At 62.2% G+C, this 25204-nt stretch carries 18 protein-coding genes; 3 read left to right on the top strand and 15 right to left on the bottom strand.

The window, feature by feature from the left end; genetic code table 11:
- Positions 1-90: 90 nt before the first annotated feature.
- The 15 genes from ACFY68_RS06235 to ACFY68_RS06165 all read right to left on the bottom strand — a co-directional run bounded on the left by ACFY68_RS06235 (position 91) and on the right by ACFY68_RS06165 (position 20741).
- Positions 91-609, bottom strand: coding sequence for an Hcp family type VI secretion system effector (locus tag ACFY68_RS06235; RefSeq protein WP_387524560.1), 519 nt, complete (start codon positions 607-609; stop codon positions 91-93).
- Between the two features lie 107 nt (positions 610-716).
- A complete protein-coding gene (gene tssM, locus ACFY68_RS06230; protein WP_387524557.1) occupies positions 717-3209 on the bottom strand; it encodes a type VI secretion system membrane subunit TssM in 2493 nt (830 codons plus the stop codon).
- Complete coding sequence (gene tagF, locus ACFY68_RS06225; RefSeq protein ID WP_387524554.1) at positions 3209-4129, bottom strand: type VI secretion system-associated protein TagF; 921 nt, start codon at positions 4127-4129, stop codon at positions 3209-3211. Before tagF ends, tssM begins: the two co-directional genes overlap by 1 nt.
- Positions 4129-8040, bottom strand: coding sequence for a type VI secretion protein IcmF/TssM N-terminal domain-containing protein (locus ACFY68_RS06220; RefSeq protein WP_387524551.1), 3912 nt, complete (start codon positions 8038-8040; stop codon positions 4129-4131). Before ACFY68_RS06220 ends, tagF begins: the two co-directional genes overlap by 1 nt.
- Before the next feature lie 21 nt (positions 8041-8061).
- A complete protein-coding gene (gene icmH / locus ACFY68_RS06215; protein ID WP_387524548.1) occupies positions 8062-8775 on the bottom strand; it encodes a type IVB secretion system protein IcmH/DotU in 714 nt (237 codons plus the stop codon).
- Entirely contained in the window at positions 8772-10115 is a 1344-nt protein-coding gene (gene tssK, locus ACFY68_RS06210; RefSeq protein ID WP_387524545.1) for a type VI secretion system baseplate subunit TssK, read from the bottom strand. Before tssK ends, icmH begins: the two co-directional genes overlap by 4 nt.
- Positions 10108-10833, bottom strand: coding sequence for a type VI secretion system lipoprotein TssJ (tssJ, locus tag ACFY68_RS06205; protein ID WP_387524542.1), 726 nt, complete (start codon positions 10831-10833; stop codon positions 10108-10110). Before tssJ ends, tssK begins: the two co-directional genes overlap by 8 nt.
- 84 nt (positions 10834-10917) lie before the next feature.
- Positions 10918-13515: a type VI secretion system ATPase TssH gene (gene tssH / locus ACFY68_RS06200; RefSeq protein WP_387524540.1), complete on the bottom strand. Its 2598-nt coding sequence runs from the start codon at positions 13513-13515 to the stop codon at positions 10918-10920.
- A complete protein-coding gene (gene tssG, locus ACFY68_RS06195; protein ID WP_387524537.1) occupies positions 13512-14582 on the bottom strand; it encodes a type VI secretion system baseplate subunit TssG in 1071 nt (356 codons plus the stop codon). Before tssG ends, tssH begins: the two co-directional genes overlap by 4 nt.
- Positions 14546-16378 (bottom strand): type VI secretion system baseplate subunit TssF, encoded by a 1833-nt coding sequence (gene tssF, locus ACFY68_RS06190; RefSeq protein WP_387524535.1) that lies wholly within the window; start codon positions 16376-16378, stop codon positions 14546-14548. Before tssF ends, tssG begins: the two co-directional genes overlap by 37 nt.
- A complete protein-coding gene (gene tssE, locus ACFY68_RS06185; RefSeq protein WP_387524533.1) occupies positions 16378-16860 on the bottom strand; it encodes a type VI secretion system baseplate subunit TssE in 483 nt (160 codons plus the stop codon). The genes tssF and tssE overlap by 1 nt, the downstream gene beginning before the upstream one ends.
- A gap of 32 nt (positions 16861-16892) precedes the next feature.
- Positions 16893-18395 carry a type VI secretion system contractile sheath large subunit gene (tssC, locus tag ACFY68_RS06180; RefSeq protein ID WP_387524530.1) on the bottom strand — a complete coding sequence of 501 codons (1503 nt, stop codon included), beginning with the start codon at positions 18393-18395 and terminating at the stop codon, positions 16893-16895.
- 14 nt (positions 18396-18409) lie between these two features.
- Positions 18410-18943 carry a type VI secretion system contractile sheath small subunit gene (tssB, locus tag ACFY68_RS06175; RefSeq protein ID WP_387524527.1) on the bottom strand — a complete coding sequence of 178 codons (534 nt, stop codon included), beginning with the start codon at positions 18941-18943 and terminating at the stop codon, positions 18410-18412.
- Positions 18944-19007: 64 nt separating this feature from the next.
- Positions 19008-19757 (bottom strand): hypothetical protein, encoded by a 750-nt coding sequence (locus tag ACFY68_RS06170; protein WP_346615529.1) that lies wholly within the window; start codon positions 19755-19757, stop codon positions 19008-19010.
- A 744-nt stretch (positions 19758-20501) separates the two neighbouring features.
- Complete coding sequence (locus tag ACFY68_RS06165; RefSeq protein ID WP_387524524.1) at positions 20502-20741, bottom strand: hypothetical protein; 240 nt, start codon at positions 20739-20741, stop codon at positions 20502-20504.
- Between the two features lie 426 nt (positions 20742-21167).
- Here ACFY68_RS06165 and ACFY68_RS06160 point away from each other — a divergent pair, with 426 nt between their 5' ends.
- The 3 genes from ACFY68_RS06160 to ACFY68_RS06150 all read left to right on the top strand — a co-directional run bounded on the left by ACFY68_RS06160 (position 21168) and on the right by ACFY68_RS06150 (position 25204).
- Complete coding sequence (locus ACFY68_RS06160) at positions 21168-22343, top strand: M20 aminoacylase family protein (protein WP_387524521.1); 1176 nt, start codon at positions 21168-21170, stop codon at positions 22341-22343.
- A gap of 96 nt (positions 22344-22439) precedes the next feature.
- Positions 22440-23750 (top strand): citrate-proton symporter, encoded by a 1311-nt coding sequence (locus ACFY68_RS06155; protein WP_387524519.1) that lies wholly within the window; start codon positions 22440-22442, stop codon positions 23748-23750.
- Positions 23747-25204: an amidase gene (locus ACFY68_RS06150; RefSeq protein WP_387524516.1), complete on the top strand. Its 1458-nt coding sequence runs from the start codon at positions 23747-23749 to the stop codon at positions 25202-25204. Before ACFY68_RS06155 ends, ACFY68_RS06150 begins: the two co-directional genes overlap by 4 nt.

Raw genomic sequence — 25204 nt, 5'->3', positions numbered from 1 at the left:
TATCGCAAAGGTAAAAGGAAGGTCGCCGTGCCATGGCGGCACGGGACCCTCGATCGAGCTGCCCGTTACAGGCGGCAGCTCAGGCCAGGCTTAGGCATAGACCTTGTTCAGCGAACGGTCCCAGCCGCCGGTGACCTTGCCGCCACCGGCGCCATCGGAGCGCTTCTGCTGGGTGTAGGTGGTCTTGATGCGCGAGAAGTTGAATTTGACCTCTTCCATCGGCAGGTCGCTTTCGGAGTTAGGTTGGCCATCCAGCGGCAGGTTGCCGAGGAAGTTGACCGAGGAGACCACCACTTCTTCCAGGGTGATGGTCAGGTAAGTCACCTTGTCACCACCGGCACGGTTCACGTTCAGCACCACTTCCTTGATGTGCTGGCCTTTGCAGCAAGCTTCGAAAACCTTGGCAGAAGCCTTGTCGACGTACTTGCGGATGGTGAAATCGCTCAGGTTGACACGCTCGGACGAGGCACCACCGGAGGAGCTGGCAGTAGCCGAGGTGGCCTGGGTGGCGCCGTACTGGTAGCCCAGCACTTCGATCCAGTCCTTGTGCTTGTCATCCAGAGCTTCGCCTGGGATGCCGTCAATTTTGATGTAAGCGTCAAATGCCATGTTTACGTTTCTCCATAGGTATAAAGGGCTTCCTTGATCCATAGCGTGGACCCGCCCTGAGTTTGACGCCTGCGGGCAAGCCGCCGGCGTCGTGTTGAGACCTGGCATCAATCAAGTGCCCGGACCTCGATCTCTACACGCCTGTTAGGTTCCAGGCACTGAATCAGCTGGGCGCGCGGCGCTTGCATGTTGCAGCGCACCAGAGGTTTGTTGCTGCCTTCGCCTACGGCGTCGACCAGCTCTGCTGGCAGGCCCTTGCCCACCAAATAGGTCTTGATGGTCTGCGCACGTTGCCGCGATACCTGCAAATTGCTCTGGCTGTCGCCGATCTGGTCGGCATGGCCGGTGATGACGATCTTGCCGACGTTGGGTGTGTTCAGCAGTTTGTTGGCAATGCTGCTGAGTTGGCGTTGGCCTGCGGGCTCAAGGCTCTGGAAGTCGGCGCGGCCGAAGGCGAACAACGTGTCGGACTCCAGCGTGATGGTTTCGATAGCGCGCAGCGAGCGTGACAGGAGGCTGTTGATGTAATTGCGCGAGCTGGAAATCAGGAACGCATTGTTGAGAATGCGCGGCACGTCGGGCTCGCGGATCTGGTCGGCGTAGAAGGCGATCTGGCGCCCGGCGAACTGATAGTCGTCGGCCTCGCCCGCCGCTTGCGCGGACTGCCCGGCAGCGCGTGGCACCTGTTTGTAGATTGCCGGGTACCAATAGTCGGGGATGCGTGCCTTGAGCACGGCAGGCTGGGCTTGCTCGCGCTGGGCCTTGGACAGCATCAGGTAAGTGTCCAGCGTGGTCTGGCCGAAGGTCGCCACAGATTGCGCGCGGTTGTCCACGGGCAGGGCGCGCGGTTCGACGCTGTCGATACCGCTCACCGCTTCCAGGCGCGAAGCGTTGCGCTGGTAGATCTTGATGCTGCTCAAAAGGTACAGCGAGCGGGTCAGGTTATCGGCAGTGGGCTTGAGCATGACCTTTTCGAGCTGGGCGAAATACGCCTCCCGCAGGAAGGGTTCGATGGCGTGGCCGGTGTAAAGGCCCATGCGCATGGCCAGGGGCACGCCGTCGACATGGTGGCGGGCATACAGTTCGGCTGCGGCGTGACGCAATTGGTCCAGTGTGTGCCAGTCGGTGTATTGCTGGCTGGCTGCGGCATCCTGTTGCTCGGCTGCGCTCAGGTTGGCTGCCACGGCCTGGAGGGCGGCCTTGTTGTTGCTGTACGACCAGCCCCAGGCCAGGCACATCAGCAGCCCGGCAAGCCCGGCGGCACCCACCCAGGTCGCCTTGCGACGGGTTTCCTGGTGGTTGCTGGTATACAGCGCCACCAGGTGCTGATCGGGGATGATCACCTTGCGGAACAAGCTGGCGATGAACAGCGGCGCGGGCTGGCTGTTGACGGCAGCGGTGTTGCCGGGTGCCGCCAGGGCAAAGCGTTCGCGCACCTGGCGAGCGTATGCCCCTTGGGCTGGATCATCGGCGTCCAAGGCACTGGTGAAGTAGAACCCGCGCAGCAGTTCGGCGCTCTGGTAAGGGTTGGCACGCAGCAGGTCGGCCACGAAGGTGTTGAGCAGGGGCTTTAGCGCCGCCAGTTCCAGCGGCAGGCGGTACGCGGCCGGGTCCTGGCGGGTCAGCTGGATGTCCTGCTGCAGCATCTGCTGGTCGGCCAGCACCTGCCAATGTTCGACCAATTCGTTCAGGCCTGTGGTAAAGCGCGTGCCCCAGTCGGACTTTTCAAACCCTTCGTGGGCGAAAGTCTTGCCCATGACGTCGTCGCGCGCCGACGGGTCCAGCTGACGGTAGAAATGGGTGAAGCCGGGCAGCAGGTCGCACTTGGTGAAAACCAGGTAGATCGGCAAGCGCAGCTGCAGCAGTTCGTGCGCCTCCTGGATGCGTTCGCGCAGGCGTTTGGCCAAGCGCTCGCGCCCTTCGGCGTTGGCGTGCAGGATGTCTTCGATGCTGACTGCGACGATCAGGCCGTTGAGGGGGCGGCGCTGGCGGTGCTGACGCAACAGGCCGAGGAAGGCGCGCCATTTGCCGGCTTCTTCCTGGTTGTCCATGTAGCGGCCGGCCGTGTCGAGCAGTACCGCTTCGGAGCTGAAGAACCAGTCACAGTTGCGCGTGCCGCCCAAGCCGGAAACCCTTGCGCCTTCGCGGTCGGCGTAGGGGAACGTGAGGCCGGACTGGTAGAGCATGGTGCTTTTGCCCGAGGCCGGCTGGCCGATAACCAGGTACCAGGGCAGGGCGTACAGGGCGTCCTTGTTGGCCCCGGATTTGCCCGAGCCTTGCAAGCGTTCGATGCTTTGCAGCAGGCGCTCACGCAGCAGGCTTACCTCTTCGCGGTCCTGCGGGTTGGCGTTGAGCACGGCCTGGTCGGCGTCATCGCGCAGCAGAGCTTCGAGGTCGTGATGGTTGGACACACCGCGGTACATCAGCAACACATAGGCGGCAGACAACAGTACGAACAGCCCGATACCGGCCAGCAGGCTGTAGAGCGAGGCAAAGCCCAGCGCCAGGCCGATTGCCCAGACCAGGAAAATGGCCAGGAAAAACACCACACCGAGTACATACGGTTGGTATTTGAAGAAGTAGTACTTGAGCCTGTTCATCAATACTGTTCGTCCCGAGCACTGGCAAAGCGCTCAATGAAATCGTTCAGGGCGAGGTCATCGGCAGGTAGCGGCAATGCGCCGCCTGCCGCTGGTTGTGACAAAGGGTCCAGCAGGTTGTAGCGCTCGGTGCTGTCGGCAACGCCAGTCAGCACGCGATAGACCTCATCGCTGCCGCGCGATACGAAGCACAGCAGGCCAGGGCGCATGAAGTCGTCGACCAGCACGCTGACGTCGGGCATGCCGCCCGTGCCGCGCAGGCGTGATAGCAACGAGCACCAGAGGTCAGCCATCGGCCGTTTGAGGCCGCTCTGCGCCGGCAGTGGCAAGCTGATGGCTGCGGGTTGCTGTTGCTGCAGGGCGGCGCGCAGGCGGTATAGGCTGGCCATGCCGGCTTGGGTGTCGAACTCCGGGTAGCTGTGGCGCAGCGGCCGGGCCACGTCGCGCAGGTTGAAGTCGCGCAGAAATTTTTCGTGCACACGGCGGTAAAGGTCGAGGTCTTGCACGGTCCAGCCGCGCATGGCCTTGATGCGGGCGAACAGTTCGGTCATGTCGGTGCCTTGTGCTGCCCGCATCAGCAACGGTTTGATCTGCCCGGCAAACAGCTCGCAAAGAATATGCGGGCTGACGAACTGTTCGTCGTGCTCCACCCGGATGCTCTGGAACACCATGAACGGGTAGCGCCGACCGCTGGTGTCGCGCGAGCTGATGAAGCCGCCGAGCAGCCATTGCCCGCTGCGGCTGCGGTAACAGAAAAAACACACCGGCAACGCGTCAAAGCGCTCGCGCCAGTCGGGCTGCGACTGCATGCGGCCCAGGCCGTTCTGCAGCCATAGGTCGAACTCGCAAACCTCGGGCAGGGCGCCGTTGAGGCTGACGAAGTCGGCGCTGGCCGGGACTTTGCCGAAACAACCGATCATCAGTTCACCCGCGCACTGTCGTTGAGCACGCTCAGTGCCTTGACCTGAGCCAGGTCGGTCATCTTTACCCCACCGTAGTTGCGCACCACCAGGCTCACAGGGCCGGCCACCGATTGCCAGGTAAAGCGCTGCTGAATGGTGTCGAGGTCGTTGACCCGTGCACTGTCATTCATTTTCAGCAAGCCCCAGCGGCCAGGGTAGTCGAACACAGTGATGCGCTGGCCTTCGAGGGTCACTACGTCCAGGCGTGCACCCGGTGCGTTGTTGCTGCCTGGCCAGGCGAAGCGGTTCCAGCTGGTGCGGCCATTGCGGTAGTGCTGCTCCTGGCCGTCCAGGGTGAAGATGATGTCGGTGTAGCGTGCTGACGGCTCCAGCATGATCTCGAAGCCATTCTCGCGGTCCGACAGGCTAGCGATGACCTGGCCAACCGAGCTGGCCTTGTCGATGCTGTCGACCATCTTCGTATTCACCAATGGGCTGCTGCTGTTGCCGGTACCCATGCCCAAACCTTCACCACCGGCCAAGTTGCCGATTTCGTTGCGTTTGAAGGCGGGCAGCAAGCCGCTCTCGGGGTCGACGAAGCGTTGCAGGTCTTTGACCGAGGCTTCGTTGTTGCTGCTGGCGACGATCGGGTAACGGTGCGCCATGACCTGTTGCCATGGGCGGGCAATGTCTTGCGCCCAGGCTTTGGCGATTTGCTGACCAGCCGGGTCGCGCAGGGTTTCCCAGGTGTACTGCAGGGGCGAATTGAACAGGCGCAGCAGCGAATCGGACAAGCTGCCGGCACTTGTGTCGACGCTGGTCTCGACGTAGTTGCGTACCAGGGTTACCTCCGAAGGCTGGCCTTCGAGCGTTTCACTGATCAACAGTTTGCTGTTCTTGCCGACGTCCTGAGAGCGCTGGATGTTGCTCAGGCGTACCTTCAGCTTGCGCAGCGCGGCCAAATAGCGATCCATCACGGTGCTGTCGGCGCCTTCGGCGTTCTGCGTGGCGAATAGCCGCGAGACCGGCTCGAAACGCTTGGCCAGGCTGGCGTCGTCAACGCGAGGCAACTTGGCGACGATGGCAGCACCTTGTGCGCCCTGGCCGGCGAAAACGCCCTTGATGCTGCTCCAGAAACTGTCGTCGACGGCACTGGTCGGCGAGGTGGACGCTTGTTTGGGCAGGTCCCAGTCGGTGTTGTGGTTGACGGCCGCCAGCAGGCTCTTGACCGGCGAGTTCTGTACGTCACTCAGGACTGTGAGGCGCTCGCTGGCGTTGGCCATGTCGGTGAAATGACGCACACCGACACCTTGCAACAAGGTGAACCAGGCTTCGGCGTAGTCAGATTTGTAACGAGCCAGCAGTTCACGCATGAAGTTGGCCTTTTGCACCAGGCCGTTGCCGCCTTCGCCATCGAGTACCCAGTCGCTGTCGTTGCGCAACTCGCCCGACAGCAGCTTGATCAACTCGGGCTGGACGAACTCCTCCCAACCCTGGCGGGTGTAGAAAGCAGGCACAGATTCGGCGGAGAACAACTGGTTGCGGCTGTTGGCCGGGACCATATCGGCAAGCGTCAACGCTGGGTATTGGCGGCCAGACTCCAGCTGCAGGCGCAGGTATTCGCGGTCGACCAGGGAGCTGGCGATCATGAACGAGCGCAGGCTCTGCCGTGCATCGGTGACCAGCTGCTCATTGCGGCGCAATGCTGGGGCGCTGCCTTGCTCCAGGTAACGCACATAGGTTGCGCTGTTGGCGGCGATCAGCTCCGGGCTGATGTCGAGCCCTTGCGCTTGTGCTGCCTGTGCCCAGGCGCGCGGCAACTCGGTGGCGACGAAGTCGACGTCCGGGTGCGCCTGCGGGTGGGTCAGGATCAGGTACAGCTTGAGCGCGCTGTAGGCCTCGATTACCGACCCTATCTGCTGCTCGCTGAGGCGCCCGAGGCTGTCCTCGGACAGCGAAAGCCCCGCAGTCAGTGCAGTGTCTTCGGAGGAGTCGGCGCTTGATACCGAGCGCGCCTTGTCCTGCAGTGCATCGAGCGCGCGCCGGCGGCCTTCCTGACCGGCCTGGCTGGCTGCGGACTGAAGCTGGCCGAGGGTCTGGGTACCAGTGCCCGCAACGCCGGTGACCAACGGCGCACTGGCGGGTGCCTTGAACACTTTGACGGACTTGGCAGGTGCAGCATTCACAGCGGTTTGCTTGGCTGTTGGCCGTTTGCCAGGGGCGGCCAGCGGGGTGCGGTCCACGGTTTCGGCAAACTGGTTAAGGGCGCGCAATTGCACCTGCAGTTGTTTGCCAATCGGTTCAAGTGCCTGGGTGCGCAATTGCTGCAGGTAAGCCTGACGTAGCGGGCTGAGCAGGTCATTGCCACTGTAAAGCCCGGCGCCGAGTGCCAGGGGGACACCTTGGCTGTCGTAACCTTCGAATTCGCCGAGGTAGCGGCGCAGTTGCTCCATCGCCTGGCCGGAAGCCAGGCGCTCGGCCTGGTCGGGGGCCTGTTCCAGTTCGCTGAGTTCGCCAGCGATGCTGGCCAGCACTTGGCGATTGTTGTGGAACGAAACACCTTCCCACGCCAGCAGGGCGACACCGGCAAGTGCAGCCGCTGCGGCGAGCGCTGGTGTAAGCGCACGGGTGCGCCCTTGGCGCGAATAATAAAGGCTCAGGTTACGGTCGGGGAACACCACATTGCGGAACGTCCCAGTGATGAAGTAGCTCTTGTCGCCAACTTTGTGCGCGGGCGTGCCGGCAGCCGGGCGATCGCTGGCTTGCAGGGCGTAGTGCGCGCCCAGTGCGTCTTCATACACCGGTGGCAGTTGCTCATCGGTTTGCAAAGCACTGGTGAAATACACACCGCGCACGATCGGTGGCGTACGGCCATCGGCGTTGCGTTCGAACTGCTCGAGGAAGCCACCAAGCACCGTGGACAGCTCGGCAAAGTAGTTGGGGAACTGCAGCAGTTCGACGTTGGCCGTGTTGCCAGCGCCGATCAGTTGGGCGTCTACATGCTCGCGCACACTGGCCAGCAACTGGTTGAAGCGCTCTTCGGCCACTGCACGCAGGCCCTTGCTGCGCACGTCGGCCAGCGGGAATGTCATGCCCAAGGGTTGTTGACGCTGGTTATTGTCCAGGCCTTCGAAGGCCTGATTGAACCCCGGCAGCAGGTCGGTTTTACTGAGCATCAGGTACAACGGCGGGTTGACGCCCAGGCACTCGCTGTACTCGTCAATGCGGTTGACCAGGCGTGCGGCGATGGCCTCGCGCTCGGCAACGGTGGCGCAGATGATCTCTGGCAGGCTGACCACCAGCACCAGGCCGTTGACGGCAGGTTTGCTGCGCTGTTTGCGCAGCAGCTTGAGGAACGAGGCGAACTCGCTTGCCGAAGCATCGTCACGCAGGTAGCGGCCGGCGGTATCAATCAGCACCGCCTCCGGGCTGAAATACCAGTCGCAGTGTTGCGTACCGCTGTCGAAACCGCTGGCCTGTGCACCGGCGATCGATGCAGACAGCCCGGAGCGGGTCAGCAGCGAGGTCTTGCCCGAAGCCGACATGCCGATTACCAGGTACCAGGGCAGGTCGGACAGTGCCGATGCACCCCCACCGCCCGCCGAGCGTGCCGAGCGCAGCATGGCGATGGCGTGCTTGAGGCGCTCGCGCAGCACATGTTGATCGCGGAATTCACCTTCGCTGCCCAGCGAGCGGTCAACCTCCAGTTGCACCAGGTTCTCGATGTTCTGCTCTGCACGGATGCGGCGGTATTGGCGCAACACGACCAGCAGCAGGCACACGGCGCTGAACAGCGTCATCGCCACATAGACTTGCTCGCGCGACACCTGCCAGCGCGGCAGTGCGAACCAGCAGGCCAACAAGCCAATGGCCCAGACCAGCGCCAAGGCAAACCAAAAATTTTTCAAACAGCGCAGTAGTGCTTTCATGTCTTCCTGACCGTACCCGAATTAAACGCCGAACAGCCGTCGGACCTGTTCCGCCAAAGCGGCGACTTCCTTGCCCAGCAACCAGTCCAGGGTCAGGTAGACCGCCCCGCAGACCAGTGCGATGAGCACCAGGTAAAGCCACAACGGCACTTCGTAACGCAGCATCTGCGACACCTGGTCGGGCAGTGCCCATTGCGGGGCGAGTGCCTTGCGGGGTGCCCGGTGGCGGGCGATGTCCTGGCCCAGGGTGTTGGCGATATAACGCAACTGATCCTTCTGCTCGAGGCTGTATTTGCCTTCGAAACCCAGCGCCAGGCACAGGTGGAAAACCTCGAGCACGTCCAGGTTGCGTTTGACGTCGGTGCGCAGGCTGTCGAGCTTGTCGAAGAAGCCCTGGCCAGCCAGGTGTACGCCGAAGTACTGGAATTGCAGCGGATTGATTTCGATCTGGTTGCGGATTTCGCTAGGGCCTGCGTTCAGCACGCTTTCGTCGAGGAAGGCGCACAATGCGTATTGGGCATCCTTGACCTGTTCGACGCTGTAGTTGGCACGGCGTGCATCACGCTCCAGGGCAGGGAAGAACTCGTCAACGCTGGCCCGCAGGCGTTTCACGTCGATGACCTTGTTGCCCCGGCGGATCATCAGGGCCATGGTCAGGAAGTCCTTGACCAGGTCCTTCAGAGTCGAGGTCTGTTCGGTGGCGGCCACGCCGCCTGGCATTACGGCAACAGTCATTTGAGCACCGCCATCAGTTCGAGCTTGAGGTTCTTGAAGGCACTGGGGACGTAGAAGGCGATGGCATTGGCGCCCATCATGCGTTCATACACCCGTCCATGGGGTTCGATTGCGAAGTACTGGTTGTCCAGGCGTACCGGTATGGCGTTCGGTGTGCGTACGCAGTGGTTGAGCGTGGCGCCGGGCATGGCCGTGTTGACCACCACTTCGATGTCTTCCGGCGAGCCAACCTTGAACGCCCGGGGCACCAGTTCCAGCACTTGGGCGCCTGGCATGTCGGCGTGGACCGAGAAGTAGAAATCGGCGTCTACCAGGCGTGGATCGTTCAGGCGGCCGACGTAATACGAGGGGCGTGTCTGGTCCAGCGGAATCGGGATGTACTGGTTGGGCACGACGCTGTTGAGCAGCTCGCGCACCAGCCGGTCGAGCTTCATCAGCGAGGCGGCAGGGTTCTGGTGGTCGTAGGCCGGGATGTCGTCAAGCCGGGCGTTGAGCGAGAAGGTCAGCAGGCTGCCGGCCAGCTCCGCGAGGAACCGGTACAGCTGCTCCGGGTGCAGCTGCGGGTGCTGCAGCAGGTGCGCAAGGCCCGGGTAGGCGCGGTTGACGGTGTACAGCAGCCAGAACAGGCTTACATCGCTGGACCCAAACTCGGCAATCTGGTCAGCGCGTTCGCGCCGCCGGCCGGACAAGGTCTCGCTTTTGCTGTGCAGCAAAGCCAGCAGGCGCTGGGCGATAGTCAGCAAGGTTTCGTGGGCGCCCAGGTGCAATGCCGGGTGGACGAACTGGCTGTCGATGCTGAAGGCGTTGAGGTTGTTGCGCTGCAGGTGAAGCAGCGGGCAATAGCTGTAGCCGTCCAGTGCATCGCCATCGACCAGCAGCACCACGTTCAGGCGCAGGCTGGTGATTTCGTTTTCCAGATCACCTTCGTTGAGGTCGGGCAGCGTGTCGAACGCTTTGCGGTAACGGCGGGCACCGGTGCGCTCGGCACCTTCCTCAAGGTAATTGGCGCTGTAGGGTTCTGCCAGCTTGAGGGCAGCGTACACCTTGAGGCCAGACCCCTGCATCACCTCCTTGAGGTCGCGGGCGGCCGGCAGCGGGTCATGCTGCGGCGCATCGAATACCGAACCATCAGGGAACACCAGGTGCAGGCGTTTGAGCTGCAGTACACCGCTGCTTAGCGCCTGTTCGTCGACTTCGAGCGCCTGAACACCCCAGTGGAACGGCGACGAGCGCAGGGTTGCCTGGGCGAGCTGATGTTGGTGGAACTCGTCCTGGTACTGGAAGTGCTGGGGCAGGAGGAACATCCCTTCCGACCACATCACACGGCTTTTCTTACTCATGGATACCTTCCAGTGAAGAGTCGAACAGGTTGGTCACTGATTTTTTGATGGATTTGTCAGCGGCCTCTTCGGCAGCCTCTTGGGCAGAGTCCAGCGCCTTGGCCTGCAGTTGCTCGGCCACAGTTGGTTGTGCTTGCTGGGGCTGCGCGGGTTGCAACGTGGCGATGGCCTGCTGGGAGGGCAGCTGCAGCACGTCCTGGCCGCGCTCGGCGGTGATCTCGTTGCGGTCCAGCAGAATTCGACCACCGCTGGAAGAGAACAGGATGCCATCCTTGCGGAAGGCGTCAGCGTTGAAGGCCATCTTCCAGCGCCCACCGCTTTCGTCGCGGAAGAACGCGGCAACGGCAACGTAACGGGCCTGCTTGGTCAGCGGCCAGCGCTGGATGTCGCCGATGCCTGGCAACACCACCAGCTCACGGGTATCGAGCAGGGTGTTGCCAAGTGCTTGCTCCGGGTTGGCCAGCAGCGTGTCGGCGTCACTGCTGATGAAGCGTTCCAGGCTGGTCAGCTGATAGATCCGGGTGACCACCGACAGCGGAGTGCCGGCTACGTCGGGGTTCAGCTGGTTGCCGCCGTCGACGGTCAGGGTCACCTGCTCGTCGCTGCTGAACAGCATGTCGCCTGCCCACGTGTCGTCCACTCGCTTGCCGACCCGGTCTGTAACGCCACACGCGCTCAGCGCCGACGCCACAATCAATACACCCAGTAACCTGCCCATTGCACTGCTCCTGAAATCTAGGTCTGGCAGCTGCCGAACGGTGCGGGCTGCTGCTGATGGTCCTTGTGTCAACGGCTGCATTTCTTACGCCAGGCTGTAGGCGAAGCCGCCGGCTTCATCCAGGTCGATGCGCAGGCTGTTGATCGGCTGATCTTGCGCCATGCGCGTCAGTACCCGGTCGGCCAACTCTGGCATGAGGCTGCCCGACAGGATGTTGTCGATGTTGCGCGCGCCGCTGTCGACCTCGGTACAGCGTGCGGCAATTGCCGGTACCAGCGCCGGGCTGAAGTGCAATTGCGCTTGGTGGTTGCGTTCGAAGCGCTGGCGGATGCGCTCAAGCTTCAGGCCGACAATGCGTTCAAGGATGGCGTCCTGTACCGGGTAGTAGGGGACGATGCTCAGGCGGCCGAGGAACGCCGGTTTGAATACGGCATTGAGTTGTTCACGCAGGTCATCGACCAGTTGTGCCGGCGCTGGGGGCTGTTCGGCACCCAGGCAGGTACGCATGATGTGGTCGGTACCGACGTTGGAGGTGAGGATGATCACGGTATTGCGGAAATTGATCTCACGCCCTTCGCCATCGTCCAGAACACCCTTGTCGAACACTTGGAAGAACAGTTCGAGTACGTCTGGGTGGGCTTTTTCCACCTCGTCAAGCAGCACCACACTGTAGGGCTTGCGTCGCACCGCCTCGGTCAGCACGCCGCCTTCGCCATAGCCTACATAACCAGGGGGCGACCCTTTCAGGCTGGAGACGGTGTGGGCCTCCTGGTATTCGGACATATTGATGGTGATGACGTTGCGCTCACCGCCATACAGGGTGTCGGCCAGCGCCAGGGCTGTCTCGGTCTTGCCCACGCCGCTGGGTCCGAGCAGCAGGAATACACCAATGGGTTTGTTCGGATCTTCCATACGCGCCCGGGAAATCTTGATCCGCTTGCCGATCTCCAGCAGGGCGTGATCCTGGCCTAGCACGCGCTCTGCCATCAGCTCTGGCAGGCGTTGCACGGTGTCGATTTCGTCGCGCAGCATCTTGCCCAACGGAATACCGGTCCAGCCTGAAATGACCTCGCCAATGGTCGCGCCATCCACCAACGCGTGGACCAACGGTTCTTCGCCTTGCACATCGGCCAGCTGGTTGCGCAATTCAGCCAGCTCGGCGCGATTATCGGCCTCGCTGGCCTCGCTGAGGGTGTGTATCTGGCGCACCAGCTCCAGCTCACGCTGCCATTGCAGGTTCAGACGTTGCTGGCGCTGGGTGGCCTGTTCGATTTGCTCGTGCAGCTGTTCGAGTCGGCGCTGGTGGTCGCTGCCTTTGCGCTGTTCCTGTTCCAGCAGGTTGATTTCAGCCTGCAGGTGCTCGACTAGCCGCAGGCAGTCTTCCAGGCGCCCTGGTTGCGAACTTTGGCCCAGGGCCACCCTGGCACAAGCGGTGTCGAGCACACTGACGGCCTTGTCGGGCAGCTGCCTGCCGGTGATGTAGCGGCTGGACAGGCGCACGGCCTGAACCAGGGCGTCGTCCATCACCGCCACGCGGTGATGCTCCTGCATTTTGTTCAGCAGGCCGCGCAGCATATAGATTGCCTGGTCCTCTTCAGGCTCCTCCACTTTGACCACCTGAAAGCGGCGGGCGAGTGCGGCGTCTTTCTCGAAGTACTTCTTGTATTCGGCCCAGGTGGTGGCTGCGATAGTGCGCAACTCGCCGCGCGCCAGCGCGGGTTTGAGCAGGTTGGCAGCGTCGTTCTGCCCGGCCTGGCCACCGGAGCCGATGAGCGTATGGGCTTCGTCGATGAACAGGATGATCGGGTGGACACTGCGTTTGGTTTCCTCGATCACCGATTTCAGGCGGTTTTCGAACTCGCCCTTGATGCCGGCGCCGGCCTGCAGCAGGCCGAGGTCAAGGGTATGGATGGCGACGTCCTTGAGCGGAGTTGGCACATCGCCCAAGGCAATGCGCAGTGCCAGGCCCTCTACCACTGCAGTTTTGCCAACGCCAGCTTCGCCAGTGAGGATGGGGTTGTTCTGACGGCGACGGGTGAGGATGTCGACCATCTGGCGTACCTCGGCCTCGCGCCCCAGAACCGGGTCAATCCGGCCTTCGCGGGCGCTGCGGGTGAGGTCTACGGTGTACTGGTCGAGTGCTGGTGTTTTGCCGGACGAGCGCACAGGCGCTTGAGCACTGGTGTCGGTGGGCAAGGGCGCGGTGAGCTGAGTTTCGCCACTGGTGCTGATCAGGTCCGTCAGGTTGGCACGCAGGTCGTCGACATTGATCTTTTCCAACTCGACCGCGTTGGCCAGCAACAGGCGCCGCAGCTCGGCGTCGTTGAGCAATGCCAGCAACAGATAGGCACTGCGGATCTGTTGGGTGCCGTATTCGATCGAGGCAAGGACCCAGGCCCGCTCGATCAACTGAGTGATGTGCGGTGACAGGGCAGGGGTGCGGGTGTTGCCGGTCTTGAACCCTTCGAGTGCCTGAGCCAGCTGAGACTGCAGGCGCTCGATCACCACGTCGTAATGGCGCAACACGGGGCGCAAGTCGTTGTCGTCACCTTCGAGCAGTTGCAGCAGTACGTGTTCGATGTCCACTTCGTAGTGACGTTCGGCCAGGCACAGCGCGGCCGCGCTCTCGGTGGCACTGCGGCAGGTGTCGTTGAGCTTGGCAAACAAGGACTTAAGGTTCACAGCGAGACCCCATCAAAAGGAATACTAAAAATGCCACAGCGGGCAGGCTTGGCCTGGCTGCCGGGGCGCTTCAGCCAGCCCAGCCACCCCAGTGCCACACCGCCTTCGCGGCCCAGGCGGGCAACGGGTACGGCCTCGGGCTTGAGTTGTGGTGCCAGTTCGAAATCGAGGCTGGGGCCGAGGTAGAAACGCACCAGCTCGACCAGCTTGCGGTGGTTGTCGGTGCCGGGCAGGAAGCGTTGATAATCGGCCAGTTCCAGCGGGCCTATTTCGATGCGCACGCACGACTGGTAGTCCCATACGCGGTTACCGGCGACCGTGCTCTGCCCCAGCTGAGCGTTCTGCCGACCCAGCCGCGTACATTGCTCGGGATCCAGCTTGAGCCAGCGCCCGGCGAACTGGCGCAGGGTGAAATTCAAGCCGAAGTAGAAGCACAGCATTGCCTGCAGGTTCTGCGCGTTGCGCGGACGCTGGGTGAACAGGCCAGCGAAGTGGCTGAACAGTTCGTGGCGCAGCCCTGGGCGTGCTTTGTCGAACTTGCGTTTCTGCCCTTGCTCGCCAAACCCCACCAGGTTGAGCAGGTAACGCTCGAAGTCCGAGGCGCCCTTGCGTTCGTGCTCGATGTGGAACCTGTACTTTTGCCAGGCCTGGTAGAACAGCGCGACCATCCGGTGGGAGAACAGGTCCATGAAGGCGTGCGCGGCATCATCGCGGTGCTGGATGTGACGGTTCATCAGCAACTCGGTGTACGGCCGTGGCAGTACACCGGACGGCCCGACCAGGCCCATGAAAGTAACCTGCACTTCCGACAACGGTTGATCGTTGGCATTGGTGCGTTCGGCCCGCTCGAACTTCAACTCGCTGACTTCACTGACCGGGAAGTTCAGCGACAGCTGCGAGCGAAAACGCAACGGGTCGTCGTGCGGCCGCGTTTCCGGGTCTATGCGACCCGCCCTGCTGTAGTGCAGGCGCAGTAACCGTACCAGTTGGAAAAACTCGAACCGGTATGGCTCCGCGCGTGCCTGGTCGATCAGACCAGGGGTTGATCGCCGGTTCTGGCTGGCCATTGTACGATTCTCTTTTCCCGCTGGCGGGTACGAAGGGTAAGTTGGGTAAAGCTGTTGACGGTGCAGTACTGGCCGAAAAAGTGGTCCAGGATCTTGCCGAACAAGAACACGCCACTGCCGATGTACTGGCTTTCGTCGAGTTCCAGGGTAATGCCGACACCGCGTACGAAGTTCGGCCGCGGGTGGCCGATGCGAGCAACTACCGGCTCACTCTTGATCGAAAGAATGCCGCCGATCTGCTTGCGTACGGCCAGCCCACGCCGGTAGTTGTAGAGGCTGAGCATTTCCTGCAGCACTTCCTTGCCTTGGGAAACCAACGACAAGTGGTTCAATGACAGGTGGGAAACCAGCCGCCAGATCAGGCCATCGCCCAGCGGTACCCGGGCCGTGGCAGTGGGCTTGCGTAGCATGCGGATGCTGTCGACCACGCCGTCCTGGTCCAGGCTGAAATCGCTCTGGCTACCGCCGTAGCTGAGCAGTTGCGGCAGGTCTCGGTTGCTGCAGGTCAGGGCGATACTCAAGGTGTCGCTATTGGTGTCGATCAGATCCAGTTCGCGGTCGACCACACGGATCATCATGTCGGTGCCGGGCTGGCTGCCGCGACGCGATGGTTGGCGACGGCCGATCCAGTAGCAGGCGTCAGGCCCCAGCTCGCCGCGTGGCTCGAAAAATGGGTTGCAATCACTGACTTTGTCCTTGCCAGCGAGTTTACGCACCCGCTGCACCCGATCGATCGACACCACTTCGGCATTGCCTTGCAGGCGTACGTCCGGGGTGACCGGATATTCGTGCTGGGCGTGCGTCAGCTTGATCGGCTCGGCCTGTTGCTTGAACAGGTTGATGATCGGCGTGCAGCCGAGTTTGAAGTTGTTGCGCCCGATGTTCTGCGCCAGGCGCACCAGGCGTTCGCCAAGTTCGTAATGGGCGAAGTAGAAATTGATCTCGATCGTTTGCAGGTCTCTACCGGCCAGGCAACGCTTGAGCCCACCGAGGTCGAAGAACATGAATTTGTCGGGGAAGGTGAAATAGTCGTGCAGCAAGCGGTAGCCGGTGAACGATCGGGCGGAATAGTCCACCAAGCCATCGGCAGCCTCGAAACCGACCGCTCGCAATGCATCGGCAGGCAGGCCGATTTCGCGGCGCTGGCCGTTTTCGGTAAAGCTCAAGGTAGCCTTCGCCAAGTTGTTGAACAAAAGTTCGTACAGCTGCAGCATCAACGTGCTTTCGCCGTCGAGGAAAAACCGCAGCGAATGGATGTCCAACTGGCCAAAATGCAGGTCGGTAGTCGCCGCCAGGCCAATTTTCAGGTGCGCGACCAGGTCGGCGCTGTGGCCGTTGAATACCGAGCGCTCGAGCTCGGCAAACGAGGCCTCCTGCACGACGATGGGCCACAGCTGCACCGGGTAGCAGGTGCGGAATCGGCAAGCGACACCCTCTACGCTGCGTGAAGTGATTTCGGTATGCCGGGCAATGTCGTAGCGCGCCGTCAGGGACGCCCGGTTGCCGGCAGAGAACTCGGCGATCGACAGGGCCGGCGTCGGGCGCAGGTAGTGCGGGTACAGGACCTCAAGAAAAGCCTCGACGATCTCTGGAAACTCGTCATCGAGCTTTTTATGAATGCGTGCAGAAAGGAACGAAAACGCTTCGATCAGGCGCTCGGTGTGGGGATCTTCGCAGTTGTCCCCCTCGATCAGCAGGCGCGAGGCGATTTTCGGGTACTCGCGCGCAAATTCCTGCCCGAGAAAGCGCAGGTGCGAGAGTTCCTTTTCGTAATAAGGCAGCAGGTCGTCGAGCATCAGTTGAGGTTCTGCACTTTGTATTCTTGGGTATTGACCTGCAATACCGCGTCGAAGGACACCTGGCGGGTGGCGTCCTGCAGGTGTAGCACTGCATCGACCCTGAACGTCAGCATGCGGTGGCCTACCTGCTGGTTCATCAGTTGCACGCGTACTGCCCGAAAGCGTTTGTCACCCACGCTGATAGCACGCTCCAGCTGGGCTTGGATCAACCGCCGATCCTCTGGGTTGAGCACCCCTTTGCTGGTGAAGTCCGGCATGCCGTACTCAAGGATGGTGCCGGCCAGTTGCGGGTGGCTGCCAAGCCGGTCGGCGACTAGGCACTGGCGGGTATTGACCAGTACCTCAAGGTCGCGGATCAGGCTGGCTTTGTAGTCAGCCAGAGAGCACAGGCGCTTCGAAACCGCCTCGCTCGCCTGATGAGGGATATCATCAAGCAAGCGATCCAGCAGCGTTGGCACCAACTGATAGTGACGGCTCATGGGTGTACTACGCCTTCCTGGCTTAGGGTCGATCAGCTACGGGTAGACTGCGGAAGTTCGGCGACCAGTCGCAGCGAGGCGGTCAGTTCATCGAGCTGGTAGTGCGGGCGCAGGAACGCCACGGCCTTGTAGGCACCTGGCTTGCCTGGCACTTCAACCACTTCGACACTGGCTTCGCGCAGCGGGAACTTGGCCTTGGCTTCCTGGCTGGCGGTGTCATCGAGCAGCACATAGTCGGCCAGCCATTCATTGAGGAAAGACTCGACATCTTTGCGCGACGCGAAGCTGCCGATCTTGTCGCGCATGATCGCCTTCATGTAATGGGCAATGCGCGAGGTGGCGAAGATGTACTGCAGCTGCGCCGACAGGCGGGCGTTCGCATTGGCAATGTCGGTGTTGTATTGCTTCTGCTTCTGGGTCGACTGAGTGCCGAAGAAAGCGGCGTAATCGGTGCCTTTGCAGTGAACGAGCGGAATGAAGCCAAGGTCCGATAGCTCTTTCTCACGGCGGTCGGTGATGGCGATTTCGGTTGGGCACTTGAGGGCCACTTCACCGTCATCGGTCTTGAAGGTGTGGGTCGGCAGGCCTTCTACCAGGCCGCCACCTTCGACACCGCGGATGGCGACGCACCAGCCGTAGCGGGAAAACGCATCGGTCACGCGGGTACCCAGCGCGTAAGCTGCGTTCATCCAGAGGTACTTGTTGTGGTCGCGGCCGTCGACGCTCTCTACGAAGTTGAATTCATCCACCGGTACCGTGTCCGGGCCATAGGGCAGGCGGCCCAGCACGTGTGGCAGGGTCAGGCCGACATAACGCGAGTCTTCCGAGGCGCGGAACGACTTCCACTTGGCGTATTCGACAGTGTCGAAGATTTTTGCCAGGTCGCGTGGGCCGGACATGTCGGTGAAGGAATCCCAGCCGAACAGCTCGGGCGAGGCGGCCGAAATGAACGGCGCGTGGGCTGCGGCGGCTACGTGCGAGATCTCTTCGAGCAGGTACATGTCTTCGGGGTTGCGGTTGAACTCGTAGTCACCAACCAGCATGCCGAACGGTGCACCGCCGAAGGTGCCGTACTCTTCTTCGTAGATCTTCTTGAACAGCGCGCTCTGGTCAAATTCGCTGGCGGCCTTGAGGTCGCGTACCAGGTCTTTCTTCGACGCGTTGAGCAGTTGGATCTTCAGCGTAGTGCTGGTCTCGGTCTGATCGACCTGATATTTCAGGCCGCGCCACGAGGCTTCCAGCTGCTGGAACTCGCGGGCGTGCATGATCTCGTTCATCTGCTCGGAGAGCATCGCATCGATTTCGGCGATACGGGCATCAAGTACGGCGATCAAGTCTTTGCTGGGCGTCAGTTCACCTTCCAGCACCTGGCCGACCAGTTCGCCGATCAGGTCGCGGGTACGGCTGCGTTCGGTATCCGAACGGGCCACACGGCTTTCCGAGATGATACTGTCGAGCAGCGACGGTTGCGGTGCGAAGTGCTCGACCTCGATCAGGTCGGCGTCCTGTTGTGGCAGTGTTTGCTTGTCGGTCATCGTCTGGCTCCTGCTTACTCTTTGCCGTCGGCAGCGGGGGCAGCGGCTTCGCGACCGAATTCCTTGCCCAGGGTTTTCAGTTTTTCGGTGTTCTGCAGCACGTCCATCAGCAGCTCTTCGAGCTTGTCGTTGCCGCCCATCTTGTTGCGCAGGTCGGCCAGCTTGTTACGCACTTCCAGCAGCTTGCGCAGCGGCTCCACCTGCTTGACCACGTTTTGCGGTTCGAAGTCTTCCAGGGCGTTGAAGTTGAGTTCCACGCCCAGCTGAGTGCCGTTTTTGGCCAGGGTGTTGTCGACGCGGTAGGTCAGGCGCGGCTTGATGCCCTTGAGTACGCCGTTGAAGTTGTCGCGGTCGATGAATACGAACTTGCGGTCCTTCAGCTTGGGCAAAGGCTCCAGCGGGTTGCCGGAGAAGTCGCCCAGCACGCCGACGACAAAGGGCAGCTCTTTTTTCTCGAGCGCATCGCCGATGTCCACGTCGTAGGTGATATGGACCCGGGGCGCGCGAACGCGGTCGAGTTTGTGCTGGGTACTTTCCTTCTTCGCCATCGTGTTCTCCAGTGCGAGCAGTTCGCTGCGAATCATTGCGCGGCCGGTTACCCGGCCCTGCGCGTTACAGACCTTCGATCGTCGCCAGCAGGCGCTGACGGATTTCGTCGTTCATTTCCAGAATGTTGTCGCGGCCCACCAGCTCTTCGAAGCTGGTGTTACCGGCAATTTGCGTGCTGCTACGGATGACCGAATCGTCCGGAAGTTCCGAACGCACCGGCGAGCTGATGACGCAGAAGGGCAGGTCGCCCAGGCCCTTGAGGCGCTCGAAGCTCAAGCCGAAGCGCAGGCCTTCGAACAGCCGGCCAAGGCCTGGCGACTTGCTCAGGCAATAGAACAGCACCAGGTAGTGCACCACGAAGCGGTACAGCTCGGCGCTGCTGCGGTTGGGGTCGTTGATGACCGTGCGAAAGCGCGCCAGCTCGAAGCCCTGGAACCCCACCACCCAGCGCACCGGGCTGGTAATGCGGATGACCTGGCCGCTCGGGGCGAGGGCCTTGTCGTATTCCAGGGGGAACAGTTCGGGGGTGGTGCTGATGAGGTTGAGCGGCACTTCCAGCTCGCTGACCAGCTGGAACGGCGCGGCCGAGCCGATGCGCTCGTACAGTTCGATAAGCGACTGGAAGTGGCCCTGGGTTTCGCGCCCGCTGCTGCGCTGCGCGCCCTGCAGGTATTCGCCAAACAGCGTCTGCGGACGAATCAGCGGCGCCATGGTAGCGAGGTAATCCGACGCCTGCGCCTTGAGCGCGTCGGCAATTGCCCGCGTCTGGCTGCGCAGCCGGATCAGTGCTTCGACATCGAACGTCTGTGTCATCGGTACATCGTCCATGAGCCTTTTTGAATCGTCCTGATACGCCGGTGACGTGGTCTTGAATCTCGGTGCTGGCACATGAATATCGTGTTGCCAGTAATGCCGTGTAGGGCACCTCGCTAGGGAAGAAGTTCCTGCGAGGCGTGCGATTTTTTCCCGCTTTGTGATGCAGCGCAATGATGTCTCATTGATATCGATCGAGGGTTTCGAACGCGTAAAATCAGGGCTTTACCCCGCAGGCAAGGGGTTTTAGACGTGGCAATCGGCTGTAAAATTAGATCGGAAAATATTTTTGAAACAGTGATCCACGTCTCATTTTCCTCGCGTTCAAATCCTGCCTGAGGCGCTTTACAGCGGGCCATGCAATGATGGCAATGCGACGAAATACGGCGCATGGGAGCGTAAACTTCGCCGTGTGTAGGAGCTGCATGCCACATCCTGCAGGTCGGCAGTGTTATCGGCCATCGACTTCAATGCAGATGTTCACGGTTTCAAAGACTTGCCCCGCTTTTGCAACGGTGACAACGCTTGCCATTACCTACAGCAATGAGGTTGGATGTAGGGGGCTCGCTTGCACTTGGCTTGGCTCCCATCTTGCTGGGGCTGGGCGCGTACGGATTGGCACATTGTGGGCGGGATTTTTGCTAATGTGCTCAAGCTTCTTGCTTCGCCGCTTTACGTGTTGCCTGCGAGGCTGGCGGTGCGTGGCAAGCCACACAAGTTGGTAAAAGGAAAGGTCAAATGCCCTCAAGGACGAGCAAACGTAAGAAAAAAACTGAGCATCCCGGCGGCGAAGTCCACGAGCGCCTTGTAGAACTGGATTTTTGGGTAAAGTGCGCCTACCTGTTCACTCCAGCGATGCTGGCCCTTTTTGGCGGCATGGATGCCGTAGGGATAACTCTGTTCATTTATCCCTTGATCAGCATCACTTACTTCATCATCCGCCACCGCTTTCTGAAAAGCGTGCCGCCAGAACGGCTGGTACATGTGGTGCCTTGGAGCCATATCTATGAAGGGCGGAGCATTTCGGGGGTGATTCTGAGCTTCACTGTGCTGGGGTGTGGGTACGCGCTCTACAATCACTTTTGGTAGGTCGGTTCCACCACATGAAGCACAATTCCGCGCCCTGTCCAGCGCTGTGCGGACACTGATTTTACGACTGCTTCGCAGCCGATCGCAGGCAAGCCAGCTCCTACAATGACCGTGTGTTTCGTGTAGAGCCTAGCTGCCACTCGACAGGCTTACCCGCCGCTACAGGTATCTCGCGCATTTGATGTTCCACCACGTGAAACCACATTCCGTTGTACTCCCGCCCCACTCGCGCTTATCTGTCCCCACGCACGACCTGCCTTCCCCGTCGTGATCTCAAAGCGAACAACAAGAACGGGACCCACCCGCGCGAGGAGATTCCCCATGCAGCAACACCAGCACATCCTGGCCTGGCTCAACGACGTGGCCAGCGACCTGCACGCCATCCGCCACGACATCCATGCTCACCCCGAACTGGGTTTTGAAGAAAGCCGCACTTCGGCCCTGGTCGCCCAGTTGCTCAAGGACTGGGGCTATGAAGTGCACACCGGCATCGGCAAGACCGGCGTTGTCGGCGTGCTGCGCAACGGCAGCAGCACGCGCAAACTCGGCTTGCGGGCGGACATGGACGCGCTGCCGATCCACGAGGCCACCGGTGCTGCCTACAGCAGCCGCCACCAGGGTTGCATGCACGCGTGTGGCCATGACGGGCATACCACCATGCTGCTGGGTGCGGCGCGCTATCTGGCGGCGACGCGGCAGTTCGATGGCACGCTGACGCTGATTTTCCAGCCGGCCGAGGAGGGCCAGGGCGGCGCCGAGGCGATGCTGGCCGATGGGCTGCTGGAGCGCTTCCCGTGTGACGCGTTATTCGGCATGCACAACATGCCGGGGCTGCCGGCGGGGCACCTGGGGTTTCGTGAGGGGCCGATGATGGCCTCGCAAGACTTGCTCACGGTGACCATCGAAGGTGTCGGCGGGCATGGCTCGATGCCGCATTTGACCGTCGACCCGCTGGTCGCAGCGGCAAGTGTGGTAATGGCGCTGCAAACGGTGGTGGCGCGCAATATCGATGCGCAGGAGGCGGCGGTGGTGACGGTCGGTGCGCTGCAGGCGGGCGAGGCGGCCAACGTGATTCCGCAGCAGGCGCTGTTGCGTTTGAGTTTGCGTGCGCTGAACGCCGAGGTGCGTGCGCAGACCTTGGCGCGGGTGCAGGCGATCATCGTCAGCCAGGCGCAGAGCTATGGCTGCACCGCCAGCATCGAGCATCGCCCGGCGTACCCGGTGCTGGTCAACCATGCCGCAGAAAACGCCTTCGCCCACCAGGTCGGGGTCGAGCTGCTCGGCGCCGAGGCGGTGGACGGCAACACCCGCAAGCTGATGGGCAGCGAGGACTTCGCCTGGATGCTGCAGCGCTGCCCGGGCGCTTACCTGTTCATCGGCAATGGCGAGAAGCGGCCGATGGTGCATAACCCGGCCTACGACTTCAACGACGACATCTTGCTGACCGGCGCCGCCTACTGGGGCGCGCTGACCGAGCGCTGGCTCAAGCCCGCCTGACCCCTTCATTGACGACTGCCGCTGGAACCCGGGCGCGACCGCGCCTGGGCGATCACTTGAAGCGTTTCTGGCCAACAGATTGATGGAGTGTTCCGCATGCAGACTTCACACACAGGCGCGTCGCGTACCCGGCAAGTGGTCGCGGCGGTCATCGGTAATGCCCTGGAGTGGTACGACTTTATCGTGTACGGCTTTCTGGCGAGCATCATCGCCCGCCAGTTTTTCCCTTCCGACGACGAGTACGCGTCGCTGCTGATGGCTCTGGCCACCTTCGGCGTGGGCTTTTTCATGCGCCCGGTGGGGGGCGTGCTGCTGGGTATCTATTCTGACCGCAAGGGGCGCAAGGCGGCGATGCAGCTGATCATTCGGCTGATGACGGTGTCGATCGCGATGATTGCCTTTGCGCCCAGCTACCTGGCCATCGGCATGGGGGCGCCGCTGCTGATCGTGGTCGCGCGCATGCTGCAGGGCTTCGCCACGGGCGGGGAATACGCCAGCGCCACGGCGTTTCTGGTGGAAAGCGCGCCGGCCCATCGCAAGGGCCTGTATGGCTCGTGGCAACTGGTGGGGCAGTGCCTGGCGGTGTTTTCGGGGGCGGCGATGGTCGCGCTGGTGACCCACCTGTGCACGCCGCAGGCGCTGGACAGCTGGGGCTGGCGGATCCCGTTCGTGATCGGCTTGCTGATCGGGCCGGTGGGGTTGTGGATTCGCAAGCACATGGAAGAGCCCGAGGAATTCCTCGAAGCGCGCAAGCAGGCCAAGGGCCAGGCGCCGAGCCTCTGGCAGGTACTGCGTGAGCATCGGCGCAGCTTGCTGGTGTCGATGGGGCTGGCCTGTGGGGCCACCGTATCGTTCTACGTGGTGCTGGTGAACATGCCGACCTTCGCCCACAAGAACCTTGGCCTGCCGCTGGACCAGGTGCTGCTGGTGCAAATGTTGGCTGTGGGCCTGATGACCGTGGTGATTCCACTGGCCGGCGCGCTGTCGGACCGGCTCGGTCGCCGGCCGGTGTTGATGGCCTTCACCCTGGCGTTCTTCGTGATGGTCTACCCGTTGTACGTGTGGGTGGCCGCGGCGCCGTCGATCGAACGCCTGCTGGTGATGCAGCTGCTGCTGTGTACCGCCATCGGCGGTTTCTTCGGCCCGGCGCCCACTGCCTTGGCCGAGCAGTTCCCGATCGAAGTGCGCTCCACCGGCGTGTCGGTGGCCTATAACGTGGCGGTGATGGTGTTCGGCGGCTTCGCCCCGCTGATCGTCACCTGGCTGAGCAAGGTGCTCGGCACCCCGGTGGCGCCGTCGTTCTACGTGCTGTTCGCCTGCCTGCTGACGCTGCTGGGCACCTATTGCCTTAAAGAGGCGCCGCGTGCCGGCAAGCCTGTGGCCTTCAACATTGGAGTCAAACCGTGAACCAGTTAGCCATCGACCCAATCGTCGCCCTCGATGCCGAGGCGCTGTCCCAGGCGATCCATGCTCGCCAGCTGTCGTGCCGTGAGGTGATGTGGGCCTACCTGGGGCATATCGAGCGCTTCAACCCGCAGGTGAATGCACTGGTGTCGCTGCGCGAGGGCGAGCTTTTGCTGGCAGAGGCCGATGAACGTGACCGCGAGCTGGCACGCGGTGCGTCGCGTGGTTGGATGCATGGCATGCCGCAGGCGATCAAGGACCTGGCGGCCACGGCAGGGCTGCGCACCACGCTGGGTTCGCCGCTGTTCGCCGAGCAGGTGCCGGCGCACGACGCCGTCAGCGTGGCGCGGATGCGGGCGAGCGGGGCGATCATCGTTGGCAAAAGCAATGTGCCGGAGTTCGGCCTGGGGTCGCAGAGCTACAACACGCTGTTCGGCACCACCACCAATGCCTACGACCACAGCCGGGTGGCGGGTGGCAGCAGCGGCGGCGCGGCCGCGGCGCTGGCCATGCGCTTGCTGCCGGTGGCCGATGGCAGCGACATGATGGGCTCGCTGCGCAACCCGGCGGCGTTCAACAACGTGTACGGCTTGCGCCCTTCGCGCGGGCGGGTGCCCTATGGGCCTACGCCGGAGCTGTTCATGCAGCAGCTGGCCACCGAGGGGCCGATGGGGCGCACGGTGACGGACGTGGCACGGTTGCTGTCGGTACAGGCGGGGCATGACCCTCGGGTGCCGTTGTCACTGAGTGACGGCCCCCGCGATTTTGCAGCCGGGCTGCAACGCGATTTCAAGGGTGTGCGGGTGGGGTGGCTGGGCAACTTCGACGGCTACCTGCCGATGGATGACGGTGTGCTGAGCCTGTGCGAAGCGGCGCTGCCCGACTTCGCCGAGTTGGGCTGCGAGGTCGAGGCGTGCCAGCCAGGTTTCGACCTGGCGCGTTTGTGGCAATGCTGGCTCACCCACCGCCACTTCCTGGTGCACGGCAACCTGGGTGCGGCCTACGCCGACCCCGGCAAGCGCGCCTTGCTCAAGCCCGAGGCGCAGTGGGAGGTGGAGGGCGGGCTGCGGTTGACGGCAGCGGCCATCTACAACGCCTCGCTCGACCGCAGCGCCTGGTACCAGGCGTTGAATACGTTGTTCCAGCGTTACGATTACCTGCTGTTGCCGTCTGCCCAGGTGTTCCCTTTCGACGCAGCCGAGCCGTGGCCGAAGGTGGTCGGCGGGCAGGGGATGGACACCTATCACCGTTGGATGGAGGTGGTGATCGGGCCGACCCTGGCCGGCCTGCCGAGCATGAGCGTGCCGGTGGGCTTCAATGCCGCAGGGCTGCCGATGGGCCTGCAGATCATAGGCCCGGCGCAGGCCGACCATGCCGTGCTGCAGTTGGCCTTTGCCCATGAGCAGCTGACCCGCTGGGTGGCGCGGCAGCCGCCGATGTGCCTGCTGGCGCGCTGA

Source organism: Pseudomonas sp. NPDC012596 (genome assembly GCF_042902325.1).
In the GTDB taxonomy this organism is placed as follows: Bacteria; Pseudomonadota; Gammaproteobacteria; order Pseudomonadales; family Pseudomonadaceae; genus Aquipseudomonas.
This window is presented reverse-complemented; position numbering and strand designations above follow the sequence as displayed.